General features: G+C 36.6%; 12 protein-coding genes. 9 read left to right on the forward strand and 3 right to left on the reverse strand.

What is annotated here, in order from left to right; translation table 11 throughout:
- Positions 1-201: 201 nt before the first annotated feature.
- The 9 genes from LNP22_RS12785 to LNP22_RS12825 all read left to right on the forward strand — a co-directional run bounded on the left by LNP22_RS12785 (position 202) and on the right by LNP22_RS12825 (position 10,409).
- On the forward strand, positions 202-789 hold the full coding sequence (locus tag LNP22_RS12785; RefSeq protein ID WP_229973794.1) for a DUF4142 domain-containing protein: 588 nt from the start codon (positions 202-204) through the stop codon (positions 787-789).
- 403 nt (positions 790-1,192) lie between these two features.
- A complete protein-coding gene (locus LNP22_RS12790; protein WP_229973795.1) occupies positions 1,193-2,065 on the forward strand; it encodes a helix-turn-helix domain-containing protein in 873 nt (290 codons plus the stop codon).
- Between the two features lie 75 nt (positions 2,066-2,140).
- Positions 2,141-2,551 carry an OsmC family protein gene (locus tag LNP22_RS12795; protein ID WP_229973796.1) on the forward strand — a complete coding sequence of 137 codons (411 nt, stop codon included), beginning with the start codon at positions 2,141-2,143 and terminating at the stop codon, positions 2,549-2,551.
- 37 nt (positions 2,552-2,588) lie between these two features.
- A complete protein-coding gene (locus LNP22_RS12800) occupies positions 2,589-3,638 on the forward strand; it encodes an alpha/beta hydrolase (RefSeq protein WP_229973797.1) in 1,050 nt (349 codons plus the stop codon).
- 134 nt (positions 3,639-3,772) lie between these two features.
- Positions 3,773-4,123: a hypothetical protein gene (locus tag LNP22_RS12805; protein WP_229973798.1), complete on the forward strand. Its 351-nt coding sequence runs from the start codon at positions 3,773-3,775 to the stop codon at positions 4,121-4,123.
- A 284-nt stretch (positions 4,124-4,407) separates the two neighbouring features.
- A complete protein-coding gene (locus LNP22_RS12810) occupies positions 4,408-5,103 on the forward strand; it encodes an ABC transporter ATP-binding protein (RefSeq protein WP_210667008.1) in 696 nt (231 codons plus the stop codon).
- A gap of 34 nt (positions 5,104-5,137) precedes the next feature.
- Complete coding sequence (locus LNP22_RS12815; protein WP_229973799.1) at positions 5,138-7,591, forward strand: TonB-dependent siderophore receptor; 2,454 nt, start codon at positions 5,138-5,140, stop codon at positions 7,589-7,591.
- Between the two features lie 9 nt (positions 7,592-7,600).
- Positions 7,601-9,049, forward strand: a complete 1,449-nt coding sequence (locus LNP22_RS12820) for an ABC transporter permease (RefSeq protein ID WP_229973800.1) — start codon at positions 7,601-7,603, stop codon at positions 9,047-9,049.
- A 1-nt stretch (position 9,050) separates the two neighbouring features.
- On the forward strand, positions 9,051-10,409 hold the full coding sequence (locus LNP22_RS12825) for a DUF3526 domain-containing protein (RefSeq protein ID WP_229973801.1): 1,359 nt from the start codon (positions 9,051-9,053) through the stop codon (positions 10,407-10,409).
- A 74-nt stretch (positions 10,410-10,483) separates the two neighbouring features.
- Here LNP22_RS12825 and LNP22_RS12830 read toward each other — a convergent pair whose 3' ends face one another.
- The 3 genes from LNP22_RS12830 to LNP22_RS12840 form a co-directional block, all read right to left on the reverse strand.
- Entirely contained in the window at positions 10,484-10,888 is a 405-nt protein-coding gene (locus LNP22_RS12830; protein WP_210667004.1) for a cupin domain-containing protein, read from the reverse strand.
- Positions 10,889-11,138: 250 nt separating this feature from the next.
- Positions 11,139-12,008 (reverse strand): helix-turn-helix domain-containing protein, encoded by an 870-nt coding sequence (locus LNP22_RS12835; RefSeq protein WP_229973802.1) that lies wholly within the window; start codon positions 12,006-12,008, stop codon positions 11,139-11,141.
- 194 nt (positions 12,009-12,202) lie between these two features.
- A complete protein-coding gene (locus LNP22_RS12840; RefSeq protein WP_229973803.1) occupies positions 12,203-13,459 on the reverse strand; it encodes a tetratricopeptide repeat protein in 1,257 nt (418 codons plus the stop codon).

Below are 13,459 nucleotides of genomic sequence, written 5' to 3' on the forward strand. Positions count from 1 at the left end.
CAGACGTCAAATTTGGGGTAAAACCTTCAAAACGAGGCTAATTCTAGTAAAAATGAAGGTTATTAAGGCTTTCACGGCAGTGAAAAGCTGAGGAATACTAACTGATATTCAAATCCTGTAACATTATCTCAAAATATTGTAAACCAAATCTTATGTTAGCTGAGTAATTTTACATCGTAGAAACACTAAAAACTTTCGATCATGAAAAAAATACTATTAGCCAGCAAATTGATTTTAGGCGCAGGACTTATTATTATCTTTTTGCAATCGTGCAAAAATGAAGCAAAACAAGAAGATCCTAAAGAAGTTGCCGAAGATACTAATGAAGCCAAATTTGACTCTATTGAGGACACCAAAAATGATTCTGAATTTCTTGTTGATATTGCCGAAGTGAATTTGGCTGAAATTGAAATTGGAAAATTAGCTCAGATAAAAAGTACCAACTCCGAAGTAAAAAAGTTTGGTAAAATGTTGGTAGACGAGCACACTAAAGCGGCTACTGAAGTAAGTGCTTTGGCAGATGCCAAAAGCATTACTTTGCCAGTTGCAATTACTGAAGATGGTAAGGAAGAATACAACCAACTAAACAAGAAATCAGGTACTGATTTTGACAAAAAGTTTGCAGATATGATGATCGATGGTCACCAAAAAGCAATTGATAAACTTAGAAAAGCTTCTGAAGACGCAACAGATCAAGACGTTAAACTTTGGGCTTCTAATAGTATTGCAGGTATGACCGCACATTTGGAACATGCCAAAATGCTCAAACAAAATTTAGATAAAAAATAAACGGATACTCGTTATCGGTTTATTTTCAAAAGAACCCGCAAACATCTCAGTGTTTGCGGGTTTTTCGTATTATAAACCAAGTAAAACCTATTGTTGCCACCACTCACTCTACAAGGTGACGATTATACAGCTAGTAGAAAATATAATTTTTAATAATCCCCCATTCTTCCTTTGCAAAAAAGGCAACTTCTAGTGGTTCTACAAAGCCAATTTTACCTCTAACTGCTGAAATTGTAGCAGATAACGATTGTTTAAAATTAAAAATGCCTTTGTATCTTTACTAGCAATAAAAAGTACGGCGAGAAGCGCTTTTGAACTGTTTTTAAAGCACGAGACGTACTTTTTAGCAAGCACAAAATAGCGATACTTTTTCAGTTTTAATACACCTAAACAATAACAGATCATGAGTAAACCTGTCTTTTTTGAATCGAATTATAAAAAAATAGGCTTTTTTATTGTGAATGAAAATTCGATGGAAGATATCAATGGCGATGCATACAAATCCTACATCAAAGTGCTTTATTTACCGGAAGAATACTCCGTTACGATTGATTTTAAGCAGTACCACACTACTACGCCGGCACTTTTTTTTATCAATAGCAATCAATATTTGCAAATTGACAAAAAAGGTCAAAAGCAAGGCTATTTTATGTTCTACAACCGTGATTTTTATTGTGTGCAGATTCATGATGCCGAGGTTGCCTGCGATGGTTTATTGTTTAATAATATTTTTGAGATGCCCATGACGGCTTTGCCGGCGCATCATGTTGCCCCTGTAGAAAGCATCTATCACCTCTTGCAGGAAGAGTTTGACCATCCTGATCCTTCGCAGGAAGAAATGATCAGGACGTATTTGAAACAACTCATCATAAGAGCGACCCGCCTCTGGAAAATGCAGCAATTGGGGGCTTTGAACCAAGAGCCATCTAAAGAAATCGAGTTTTTTAGAGATTTTAGCCGTCTGGTCGATATTCATTTCAGAACCAAACATACCGTAGCAGATTATGCCGCTATGTTGGGGCTGGCTCCCAAAACATTGTCGAATAAATTTAATAGGCTGGAGCTTGCGCAACCCAACGACATTATAAAAGAGCGCATTATTCTGGAAGCAAAAAGGCTTTTGGGACATTCTGGTTTGAGTGTAAAAGAAATTGCCTATCAGTTGGGGTATGAAGATCCGGCTTACTTTAACCGACTTTTTACTCACAAAGTTGGTGATACTCCTTCAAATTTTAAGAAGAAATACCTTCAAGGGAAAAATGTACAATTAGAATAGACTTTTGTGTATTTCCAGAGCCTTATTACCGACATATCTTTGTACCATCAAAATAACTGATAAACATTTTAAGATATGAAACGTAAAGCTCAAGCCGTTTGGAACGGAGACATTAAAAACGGAAAAGGAACCCTAACTACCGCTAGTACGGTATTAAACCAAACTCAGTATTCCTTTAACAGCCGCTTTGCCGAAGGCGTAGGTACCAATCCTGAAGAACTTCTGGCAGCTGCTCACGCAGGTTGTTTTACTATGAAACTGAGTTTAGATCTTGCCACAGCAGGTTTTACTGCAGAAGAGTTGGCTACACAATCTACCATTACTTTAAACGACGGAAAAATTACACAATCCTTATTGGTATTGAATGCTAAAGTACCCGGAATTTCTGAAGAAGAATTTTTGAGAATTGCAAAAGGAGCCGAACAAACTTGTCCGGTAAGTCAGGCTTTTTCTTTTGAAATTGTTTTGGAAGCTCACCTTATTTAATTAAAAAAACAAAACATTATACTAAAAATATACCATTATGAAAACTATAAAATTAATACAAAGCAGTATCTTTATTTTTGCATTATTAACTGTAAATGCCATAGCCATGGCACAAGAAAGACAATACAAAGGAGAAAATGACCCGGAAGTTTTTACTGAAATACGCAGCTTCTTGAAAGCACTAAACTCAGGTAACGGCAAACCGTTGGAACAATTGAGTTTTGCAGATGCACGCGGCGTATTGGTTGGTGCACAGCAATCTGTAGCAGTAGATTATTCGGGTATTGAAGAATCTGAGAAAGTGATTACTCAGAATGGTTTGAAGGTAAACATTCATATCACAAAACCCAAAGGAGCTAAAGCAAATGCACCAGTGTTTATCTTCATCCACGGTGGCGGATGGGTTCTAGGAGATTACCCTACCCATAGAAGATTGGTGAGAGATTTAGTCGTAGAAAGTGGCGCTGTAGCGGTATTTCCAGATTATACTCCTTCGCCAGAAGCGCAATATCCGGTTGCAATAAACGAAATATATGCTGCCACCCAATGGGTAGCCGAAAACGGAAAAGAAATTGGTGTAGATGGTAAAAACCTTGCCGTAGTTGGGAACAGTGTTGGTGGCAACATGAGCGCGGCGATTACGCTGATGGCAAAAGATAAAAAAGGCCCTCATATTAAATTGCAGGTTTTATTATGGCCTGTTACGGATGCTAATTTTGAAACAGCTTCTTATAACTCTTATGCTAACGGAAGATTTTTGACCAAAAATATGATGAAATGGTTTTGGAATAACTACTTGCCAGATGCTTCTAAAAGAACCGAAAAATATGCTTCGCCTTTGCAAGCGAGTGTAGAAGAACTTAAAAACCTGCCACCTGCTCTGGTACAAACAGCCGAAAATGATGTGTTAAGAGACGAAGGTGAAGCATACGCCAGAAAACTTAACGAAGCCGGTGTGCCTGTAACCCTAACACGATACAGCGGAATGATTCATGATTACGGATTGTTAAATCCGATTGCGGATGTACCAGCCGTGAAAACTGCCATTAAGCAAGCAGCTGTGGTGATTAAAACTACTTTAAAATAAAAAATACCGCTTTTTTTAAGCCTCAAAAGAGAGTTGACATTGGTGTCAGCTCTCTTTTTTGTTACAGACGATGCTATATTTCTAAATAAGATTTCTATATTTGCAACCTAATTGCGTTATAGCAAACAGAAAGAATGAAAAACAAATTTGCCTTCCTTAATTTTGCCGTATCTCTGGTAGTATTGTTTGCAATGCTGTTTCAGACCGTTCATTCTTACGAGCATGTGTACAGGCAAATTACCGAAAAACATTGCGATCACAGTGATAGTACCAGCAAAAATCAAATAACGCACAGTCACTCCATTGATAGTGATTGTTCTATCTGCCACTTTGCTTTCAGTACATTTATCCCTACCGATTTTTATTATGCTGCTTTTACCAACTGTACAGAAGCCACTTCGTGTACATTTTTGTATGCTGCGGTAAGTACCACTTTTTTTAAAGGAAGTCTTTTTGCACTTCGTGCACCTCCTGCCCTTTTATAATCCTAAATTAGATTTGTATTTGAATATAAAAAGTACAGTTGTGTCTTGTTTTTAAATAATGACAAGACAATTACTGGTTACACTGCGCTTTTGATATTCTTTTTACAGTACTAATTTATACTACACTTTTTTGTCGAGACAGTTGGCAAGTACTCCTTTGTACTATTTGCGCTGGGCTTTATCATCATTTCAATCATCCTATTCAACTGACTTTCAATAGTAAAACATTATTGAATATTGGTGATTTATAGTATTCTAATATCAATCCAAAACAAACACATACTATGCTTATAGCAGAAAACCTAACTAAAAAATATGGCAATCAAATTGCACTGAATGCGCTGAATTTAACCATTAAAAAAGGAGAAATCTTTGCATTATTGGGGCAGAATGGTGCTGGAAAAACCACTACTATCAATCTCTTTTTGGGGTTTATTGAGCCTACGGAAGGAGAATTAAAAATAAATGATATTTCGGTTACTCAAAACCCGCAAGAGACTAAAAAGCATATCGCTTATATTCCTGAAACTGTAATGTTATATCCTAATCTAACCGGAATAGAGAATCTTAAATTCTTCTCGTCTTTGGCAGGTTTTAAATATTCTGAAGGAGAATTGGCTTATTTTTTAAACAAAGCTGGATTACAAACAACGGCTCATCATCAGACCTTAGGTGGCTATTCTAAAGGAATGAGACAAAAAGTAGGCATTGCCATCGCTATCGCCAAACAAGCAAAGGTTTTATTGCTTGACGAGCCCACAAGCGGATTAGACCCAAAAGCTTCTAATGAGTTTTCGCAAATTCTAAAAGAACTTTCAGCCGAAGGAACTGCCATATTGATGGCCACTCATGATATTTTTAGAGCCAGAGAAGTCGCAACACACATCGGAATCATGAAACAGGGAAATCTTATGACCATTGTTGAAGCTGCGGCAATATCAGCCAACGAGCTTGAAGATTTATATTTACAAACTGTCTAAACGGAGATACAACCCTCTTTATCCACCTACCAAAATGAAACATCTACACCTCATTTTATTCCTCTTTCTAGGGATGAATATTATAAACGCCCAACAAATTACAGGAAAAATCACCGATAGCGACACCAAAGAAGGAATCGTAGGTGCAACCATTAAATTACTGAATTCTGATCTGCAAACCACCACTGCAACAGACGGGAACTTTGCTATTGAAGGCGAAGGAATACTAGAAATTACTGCCTTAGGTTACAAGACAATTCAAGTAAAATCGGGTGCAAAATTTCTAAATATCGAAATCAGTTCTGATCGAAACGAGTTGCAAACGGTCGAAATCCTTGGTCGTGCTTCTAAAAAATACAACAGTGATTATTCTTTTTCGGCAACAAAAATTGCGGCACTCAATAAAGATATTCCACAATCTATCTCGACAATTACCAAAGAATTAATTGCCGACAAAAATGCTTTTTATCTCGCCGATGCTGTAAAAATGGCCAGTGGCGTAATTCCGTCTAGCTATTACAACCAATATTCCATTAGAGGTATCAGTCAAAATGAAGAAGGCCAAATCATCAACGGCATGCGTACACGTCAATACTATTTTTTACAGCCTTTAACAAATAATATAGAGCGTGTTGAAGTAATCAAAGGACCATCTAGTGCCACTTTTTCTTCTGTTGATCCGGGCGGAAGTATCAATCTGGTAACCAAAAAACCGTTGGCCGTTGATCGTAAAGAAGTTAGTTTAAGTGTCGGAAGTTTTAGCACTTTTAGAGGAACTCTTGATTTTACAGGACCTTTAAACGAATCTAAAACACTTTTATACCGAGTAAACGGAGCATATCAAGAGGCGAAATCCTTTCGTGATTTGGTGGGAAACAAATCGTTTTTAATCTCTCCTTCTTTCAGTTATATTCCGAATGAAAAAACCGCCATTAATACCGAATTGATACTGAGCGATATGACGGGAAATCTCGACAGAGGTCAGCCTATTTTTGGAGCTGTGGCAGGAACAACCAATTTGAACAAAACACCGATAAGCCTTAATCTGGGAGCCCCAAATGATTTTTTTAAGTCGAAGGAAATGATTTTGATGACCAATTTTGCACATAAATTTACTTCAAAAATTGGTTTTAATGCTTCGTATATGAAACAATCCTGGACAGAAAACCTTCAGGAACACCGCACTACCAATGCTTTTGCTGTAGACATCAACAACCAGCCGGTAGCGAGTCTGGCAATGATGCAATTTGTGCAACGCCAGCAATATTGGAATGTCGATAATTTGAACGCTTATTTTAATTTTGATTTTAAAACCGGAAAACTCCGTCACAAATTACTAACCGGATATGATTTGAGCAGTTGGAACAAAACCAAAGGTGGTGGCCAAAATGCAGCAAGAGGTTATTTACTAAAAGACGGAACTGTTGCCAGTACGTTTGTTCTGGCCAACGCCGATAACTATCAGACGACCACCATAGATGGCGTGGTTTTGCCAAAGCCTAATGTGAATTATTTTAATTTGAATACTCCTGCCTACACCCTTCGAAACATTGAAGATTATACTTTGAATGTAAGAACTGCCTTGCCATCGGCACTCACAACGACCAATGCTATTTATATTCAGGATCAGATTCATTTGGCAAAATTTACTTTTTTACTGGGTTTAAGAAACGAATGGTTTGAGGACATTACCAATTATGAAACAACGAATGAATTGACGGTAAAAAAATCGGCTTTGTTGCCACGAGTTGGTGTGACTTATGCAATTAACGATGCTATAAATATCTACACGACGTATCTGGAGGGCTATCAGCCACAGTCTAATACAGTTACATTAATGCCACAAACAGGATCATTGCCTGCAGGAAGTTTGTTTGACCCTTTGGAAAGTAACCTGAAAGAATTTGGAGCAAAAGCAACGTTATTCAACAACAAAATAAGTATAAATGCGGCGGTGTACGAGATCAACCAACGCAATATTTTGATGAATGCCAATGATCCTAACAATCCTGATTTGTTGGTTACAAGAGGTGCTGAACGCAGTCGTGGCTTCGAATGCGACATTGCTGGATACATCACTAGCAACTGGCAAATAAACGCTTCTTACAGTTATATTGATGCCGAAATTACCAACGATAGAGAGGCCTCTTTGATTGGAGCCCGAAAACAAAATACGCCAAAAAATAGTGCCAATCTCTGGACACGTTACAATTTTGATTCGGCTTCAGCTTTAAGTGATTTCGGAATTGGTTTGGGAATGCAATACCAAAGCAGCAAAATTCCGTGGTTTACAAGAGATTTTACAATTCCGGATTTTACCGTTTTTGATGCTGCACTTTATTACAAACCCACAAAAAGCAACATGCAAATTGCCATTAATGCAGGTAATTTACTAAATAAAACGTATTGGCTGGGAGCTCAAAACTATCTCCGCTTATTTCCCGGAGCCACAAGAAATGCCACTATCACCGTAACTTATAAATTTTAAGCTGTAACCATGTCATTACATAACAAAATTTTAATAGCCAAGCATTTTAAAAATAGTGTTTTTAGAAATACCGCTGTATTGATCATCATTCTTTTTATTGGTATTTTACTATTATACGCTGCTTTTTCAGGCTGGCAAAAATATACTCATCAGCGTCATACAAGCGAAAAATACCAACAGCAATCACGAGAAGACTGGCTCAAAAATCCGGACAAAAATCCGCATAGAATGGCACATTACGGCAATTTTGCTTTTAGAAAAAATACTTCTTTAAGCGTTTTTGAATTTGGAATGGAACCGTTTTTTGGTAACGCCATTTTTCTTGAAGCTCACAAGCAAAATACCGCCAATTTCTCTGAAGCGGGTTTCTCAAACAGTATGCTTCGCTTTGGAGAAATTACTATCGCAATGGTATTGCAAATCTTATTGCCTTTGCTTATTTTTTTTATTGGTTTTAATGCGATCGCAGCCGAAAGAGAAAACGGAACTTTAAAGCTAATCCTGAGTCAGGGCGTTAGCTGGAAAGAACTTTTATGGGGCAAAATATTTGGAATTGCCAGCGTCATCATGATGCTCTTTGTTCCTGCAATAATGGTACTTGTTTTTATTTGGATGTTGCTTCAGAACTTTACCATTTCATGGGATGAAACGATCAAATTGTTGCTTTTTATCGGTTTTCATTTTATTTATTTAATGTTTTTCTGCACCATTGCTGTTCTTATTTCCGCGGCAAGCGCAACCTCCAAAAAAGCATTGATTTCGCTAATAGGTATATGGTTAATTTTTACAATTATTCTACCAAGAGGCACACAGGCTCTGGGGGCATACATTTATGAAGCTCCTTCGAAAATACAATTTAATAGCAATATCGAAAAAGACATTTTGCAACAAGGCGACAGTCACAATCCGAATGATGTGCACTACAAAGCAATCAAAGACTCTTTGCTTCATGCTTACAAAATTGATTCTGTACAGAAATTACCATTTAATTATTCTGGTTTTATAATGGCTGAGGGCGAAAAAATCAGTGCTCGCATTTACAACCAACATTTGGATACTTTGTTGCAGGTGTATGATAAGCAGAATAGTTTTTCAAAAGCGATTTCATTTGTAAATCCGTATATCGCCATAAAAAATTTATCGATGGCATTGTCCAATACCGATTATGATTCGTACATCGATTTTCAAAAGCAAGCCGAAAAATATCGTTATGATATGGCGCAAAAGATGAATGCCTTGCAGATCAAATACATTAGTAATAAAAAGCAAAAACCTGGCGACAAGCCTTATTCTATTCATAAAAATCACTGGGCCGATGTAAAAGAATTCTACTATCAGCCAAAAGGGGTGTTTTTAGTTTTAAAAAACGAAATCATTTCGATATTCTCAATTATTCTGTGGGTTGGTTTGTTGTTTATTTTAATCAGACTGGCAGCTAAAAACCTCAAAGCAATTTAATATGTTAGCACTACTATTTAAAAACTTCTTCCGCTCAAGGGGAACCAAAATTGGATTATTATTTCTTTTAATGATAAGCTGTTTAAGCCTTTTAATAGGACAACAATATCAGGAAAAGCAAAACCAAAATAACATTGAAGCAAAGATCTACCAGAAAGAGCATATTGCTAAAAATGTTAAATTTCACGCTGATGAAATTGGTCTTTTGCTTTATTATGTAAAGTTTTCATTGGTCAACCAAACTCTCCCTATAAACAGTTTGGCAATTGGGCAGCGCGATGTCAATCCGTCGATACAAAGTGTAACGATTCGTGGTCTCGAAGGACAAAAATATGATGCTGAGCTGAATAATCCGAACAATCTTCTGTTAGGCAATATCGATTTTAGTTTTGTACTGATTTATCTTTTCCCTTTATTGATAATTACTTTTTCATACAATTTAGTTTCTGAGGAAAAAGAAAGCGGAACCTGGAAAATTGTGGCGACACAAAGCTCAAATATCTTTTTGTACATTCTTAAACTATTTTATATCAGAATACTAAGCTTGGTTTCTCTTTTATCAATAGTACTATTTATGGCGGTTTTTCTTTTGGATATTCCTCTTGATTTCTCGTTTCTAATTTTCTACGGCATCGGGATTTTGTACGTATTCTTCTGGTTTGCCATTTGCTTTTTTATCGTTTCGCTGCAAAAAAATTCTAATTTTAATGCCGTTATTTTATTAACGATCTGGTTGTTTCTGATGATTATTTTGCCTGCTACAATCAATACTTATATCACCAATCAATATCCTGTGCCAGAGGCGTTAGAATTGACTGTAAAACAGCGAAATGCTTATCATGAGAAATGGGATATGGACAAAAAGATTACAATGTCTAAGTTCTTTGCTCATTATCCGCAATTCAAAAGTTATGCTTTGCCTGACAAAGAATTCAGTTGGCTTTGGTATTATGCAATGCAACAAATGGGTGATGATGATTCGAGCAAAGAATCTCAGGAATTAGCCGTAAAATTAGAGCAAAGAAACAAAGCCAGTCAAACGATTGCACAATTTATTCCTAGTTTACACGCGCAAATACAGCTCAACGAAATTGCCAAATCTGATTTAGGCAATCAGCTTTTATTTCTAAAAGAAACCAAAAAATTTCATGAGAAAATGCGTCTGTATTTTTATCCCAAAATATTTGGTGATGAAGCAGTAGAGAAAGAAAACTGGGAAAAATTTAAAGTGGAAACTTTTACTGATACATCAAAAATAAACGTTTTAAAAGCCTTTCTTCCGTTATTGGTTTTCAATATAATATTAGTTTTTTTAGGTTGGTGGAAATTTAAAAAAAGAAATGAGTTTCAAGCTTGTTAATTTTTTTATTTCCATAATAAAAGTCCCTCTTCGTAATGAATTGGGACTTTTTGTATTTTTTTTAGATGAAAAACTTACTTTCCAAAATTATAATATTCATCGTCACTCACGCTTTCGAGCCAAATTCCTTTGCCTTTGTCTATTTCTGTTATGATCGATATTTGGGCGAATCGGCTAAAGGGTGTGGCGCCATACCAATGTTCTACTCCCGGTAAGATGGTTACGACTTCGTCTTTGTGAAGCAATCGTATAGCTGCCCCTTTTTCCTGAAAATAACCAATGCCGTCTGTTGCAATAAGCAGCTGCAAACTCGCATTGATGTGCCAGTTGCATCTCGCACCGGGCTCAAAAGCAACTTCTTTAATAATGGTATTTTCGGGATGAATGGTACTGGTTTGTTTTTTATAAGTAACATCGCCAGTCATATACGTATTGGGTATTTTTCCTTCTTCGATACTAATGGTGTAAGGTGTTGGCATGGTATAGTTGTGTTAAATTGGTTTGTATTAAAAAATGAACAATGTTGCTTGCTGGTTCCAGAATAGAATCCGTTTATGATAGTGCTAACAGCAGTAAATAAGGAAAACAAAAGTTGTTTTTAGGTAGTATATTGGCAGTTCGCCAACTACCAATAGGTATTTTTACTACTTATTTCGATACAAATGTACTTTAGTAGCAACGACATTAGATAACAATAATCAAACAAAAAATTATGAATTTGAAACAATTTTACATTCTCAACGATTTCGGAACCGTTCCGGTAAGTCTTTTAAAGTAATTATTAAAATAGCTCGGATATTCGAACCCTAAGGAATATCCAATATCAGCAATACTCCAGTTAGTGTGCTGTAATAAGGCTTTTGCTTCGCCGATAATTCTCTCAGAAATATGAGCGGTAGTCGATTTTCCGGTAATTTCTTTTACCGAACGATTGAGATGATTTACATGTACAGCAAGGCTTTGTGCATAATCCTGCGGCGTTTTTAGCATAAGCGGACTGTCTTTTGCTTCTATCGGAAATTGTCTTTCTAAAAGTTCTAAAAATAAAGAAGTGATTCTGGCGGAAGCATTTTTATGTTTAAAGAAATTCTCCGAAGGCTGCATTTTCATCGACTCGTGAAGAATCAGGTTGATATAATTGCGGAGCAAATCATCTTTAAAAACATAATCTGTTTCTTGTTCTGCAATCATTTTTTCGAACAAAGTATCTATAAATGCCTTTTGATCAGGCGATAAATTAAAAATCGGCGTTCCACCTATCTTAAACAAAGGCGACTGATGCAGGCTTTCAGAGCGGTCATTTACTTTAAGAAACTCTTCTGTAAAAACACAGGCATATCCCTCATAAGGGGAGATTGCTTCCCATGAATATGGTATATGAGGATTCCCGAAAAACAATATGGTTCCATTTACCTCAATGCCACGATCGGCATAATGAATAAGGCTTTGACTGGTATTAATGCAAATTTTGTAGAAATCCCTACGGTTGTAAGACGGAATCTTACTCACATCATCACTGATTTTATAAACCTTAAAACCTTTTAGTTTTAAATCACTTGCGTTAAAGTCTGAAAGCGGAGAAACAGTTTGATCATTCATAAAACAAAGTTATGAAATTCAAACAGAAATAAAAAAAACTTGTTTCATGTTTCAAGTTTTACGTTACACTTAGAAAAACGGAAAGATTAGTAAACTATTTCTTTGGTGATAAACAAACCAAAAAGCGCAGTAGAAAAATATTCTGCTGCGCTTTTTATTACCTCTAATGAGTTGTAAACTACTTAATTTTTCAATCAATAATTACTCTGTTTTATGATCATGAAGTTGGCAACCCATTGAAAAACTATAAACCCGAATAGAAAGAATATCGACAGAATGTTGAATAACTCTCCTGTTACAAAAGTGAGCCCAATGGCGGCAAGACCAACAACTGCCAGTACAATGCTGTATATCAAGAGTGAATATTTGTATTTTGTGGGCGAAAACATCACGCTGCAAGGCAACATCATGGCGCATCCAAAAACCGCTACCGATAAAAACCGCTCATCTGGCAAAATAAAATAGAGTGTCAAACCTACGGCAAAAAGCCCCAGACCTGCCGCAACAAAATTAGAACTCTGCCTTTGTTTTTTGGTAAGCAGCAATTGCCCGTATTTATTAAAACGTAAAAATAAATTGCCAATCGGGTACATCACCCAAGTAGAATACGCAAACAATGCCAAAAGAATCAGTAAAGGATTAAGATAGGGCTGCAACGCCTCATTTTGATCTGCCAAGCTTCTCAAAGCCCTAAATCCGAGGTAAAAACCAATCACTACTCCCCATTGGTATTTAGAGGTTAAATTCCCCATCCAGAAAGAATACCTCAGATACAGCCTGTACACAGGATTTGTTGCTTTTATCGCTTCGAGCATTCCGGATTGTGCGTAGGCAAAATTAGGATCGCTTTTTAAGGCTTCGTTAAAGTGTTCTAATGCTTTTTTATTCTCGCCTTTCTCGAGTAAACCCCAGCCGTAATTGGCATGTGTATACGCATTATTGGGATCCTCTCTCAAAGCACCTTCGATAGTATCAAAAGACTCCTCGCTTTTATTCAATTTTAAGAGAGCGGTACTTCGGGTGTTAAGCCCTAATAGGTTTTCGGCGTCTATTTCTAGTGCTTTATCGGCAAATTCTAAAGCGACTTCATATTGTTTGCGCGCTAATTTTATATTGGCCAGAAAAGCAAAATAATCTGCATCGTACGGATCAAACTCAATGGCTTGCATGATGTATTTTTCTGCTTCATCATATTCGTCTTGCTGAATAGCAATTCTCGACTTGATATAAAAAAGATGAGGAACATCGGGCGACAAGCCAATCGCATTATCAATAAGGCTTCTGGCGACATCAAAGCGATCTTGTTGCAAATTAACTTCGGCAAGCAAGGACAATAAATAGATGTTATTGGCATCTGCAGCAAGTAAGTCCTTCAATACTTTTTCGGCTTCTGTGTATTTTTTCTGTTGGATTAAAATGCTAACTTTTGATAACTGATAATCTTCTGTCAT

Source organism: Flavobacterium flavipigmentatum, from assembly GCF_020911905.1.
Taxonomy (GTDB): domain Bacteria; phylum Bacteroidota; class Bacteroidia; order Flavobacteriales; family Flavobacteriaceae; genus Flavobacterium; species Flavobacterium flavipigmentatum.

Coding starts and splice junctions, on each gene's coding strand:
- LNP22_RS12785 (WP_229973794.1), top strand. CDS start 202: ATGAAAAAAATACTATTAGCCAGCAAATTGATTTTAGGCGCAGGACTT.
- LNP22_RS12790 (WP_229973795.1), top strand. CDS start 1,193: ATGAGTAAACCTGTCTTTTTTGAATCGAATTATAAAAAAATAGGCTTT.
- LNP22_RS12795 (WP_229973796.1), top strand. CDS start 2,141: ATGAAACGTAAAGCTCAAGCCGTTTGGAACGGAGACATTAAAAACGGA.
- LNP22_RS12800 (WP_229973797.1), top strand. CDS start 2,589: ATGAAAACTATAAAATTAATACAAAGCAGTATCTTTATTTTTGCATTA.
- LNP22_RS12805 (WP_229973798.1), top strand. CDS start 3,773: ATGAAAAACAAATTTGCCTTCCTTAATTTTGCCGTATCTCTGGTAGTA.
- LNP22_RS12810 (WP_210667008.1), top strand. CDS start 4,408: ATGCTTATAGCAGAAAACCTAACTAAAAAATATGGCAATCAAATTGCA.
- LNP22_RS12815 (WP_229973799.1), top strand. CDS start 5,138: ATGAAACATCTACACCTCATTTTATTCCTCTTTCTAGGGATGAATATT.
- LNP22_RS12820 (WP_229973800.1), top strand. CDS start 7,601: ATGTCATTACATAACAAAATTTTAATAGCCAAGCATTTTAAAAATAGT.
- LNP22_RS12825 (WP_229973801.1), top strand. CDS start 9,051: ATGTTAGCACTACTATTTAAAAACTTCTTCCGCTCAAGGGGAACCAAA.
- LNP22_RS12830 (WP_210667004.1), bottom strand. CDS start 10,888: ATGCCAACACCTTACACCATTAGTATCGAAGAAGGAAAAATACCCAAT.
- LNP22_RS12835 (WP_229973802.1), bottom strand. CDS start 12,008: ATGAATGATCAAACTGTTTCTCCGCTTTCAGACTTTAACGCAAGTGAT.
- LNP22_RS12840 (WP_229973803.1), bottom strand. CDS start 13,459: ATGACAGAAGATTATCAGTTATCAAAAGTTAGCATTTTAATCCAACAG.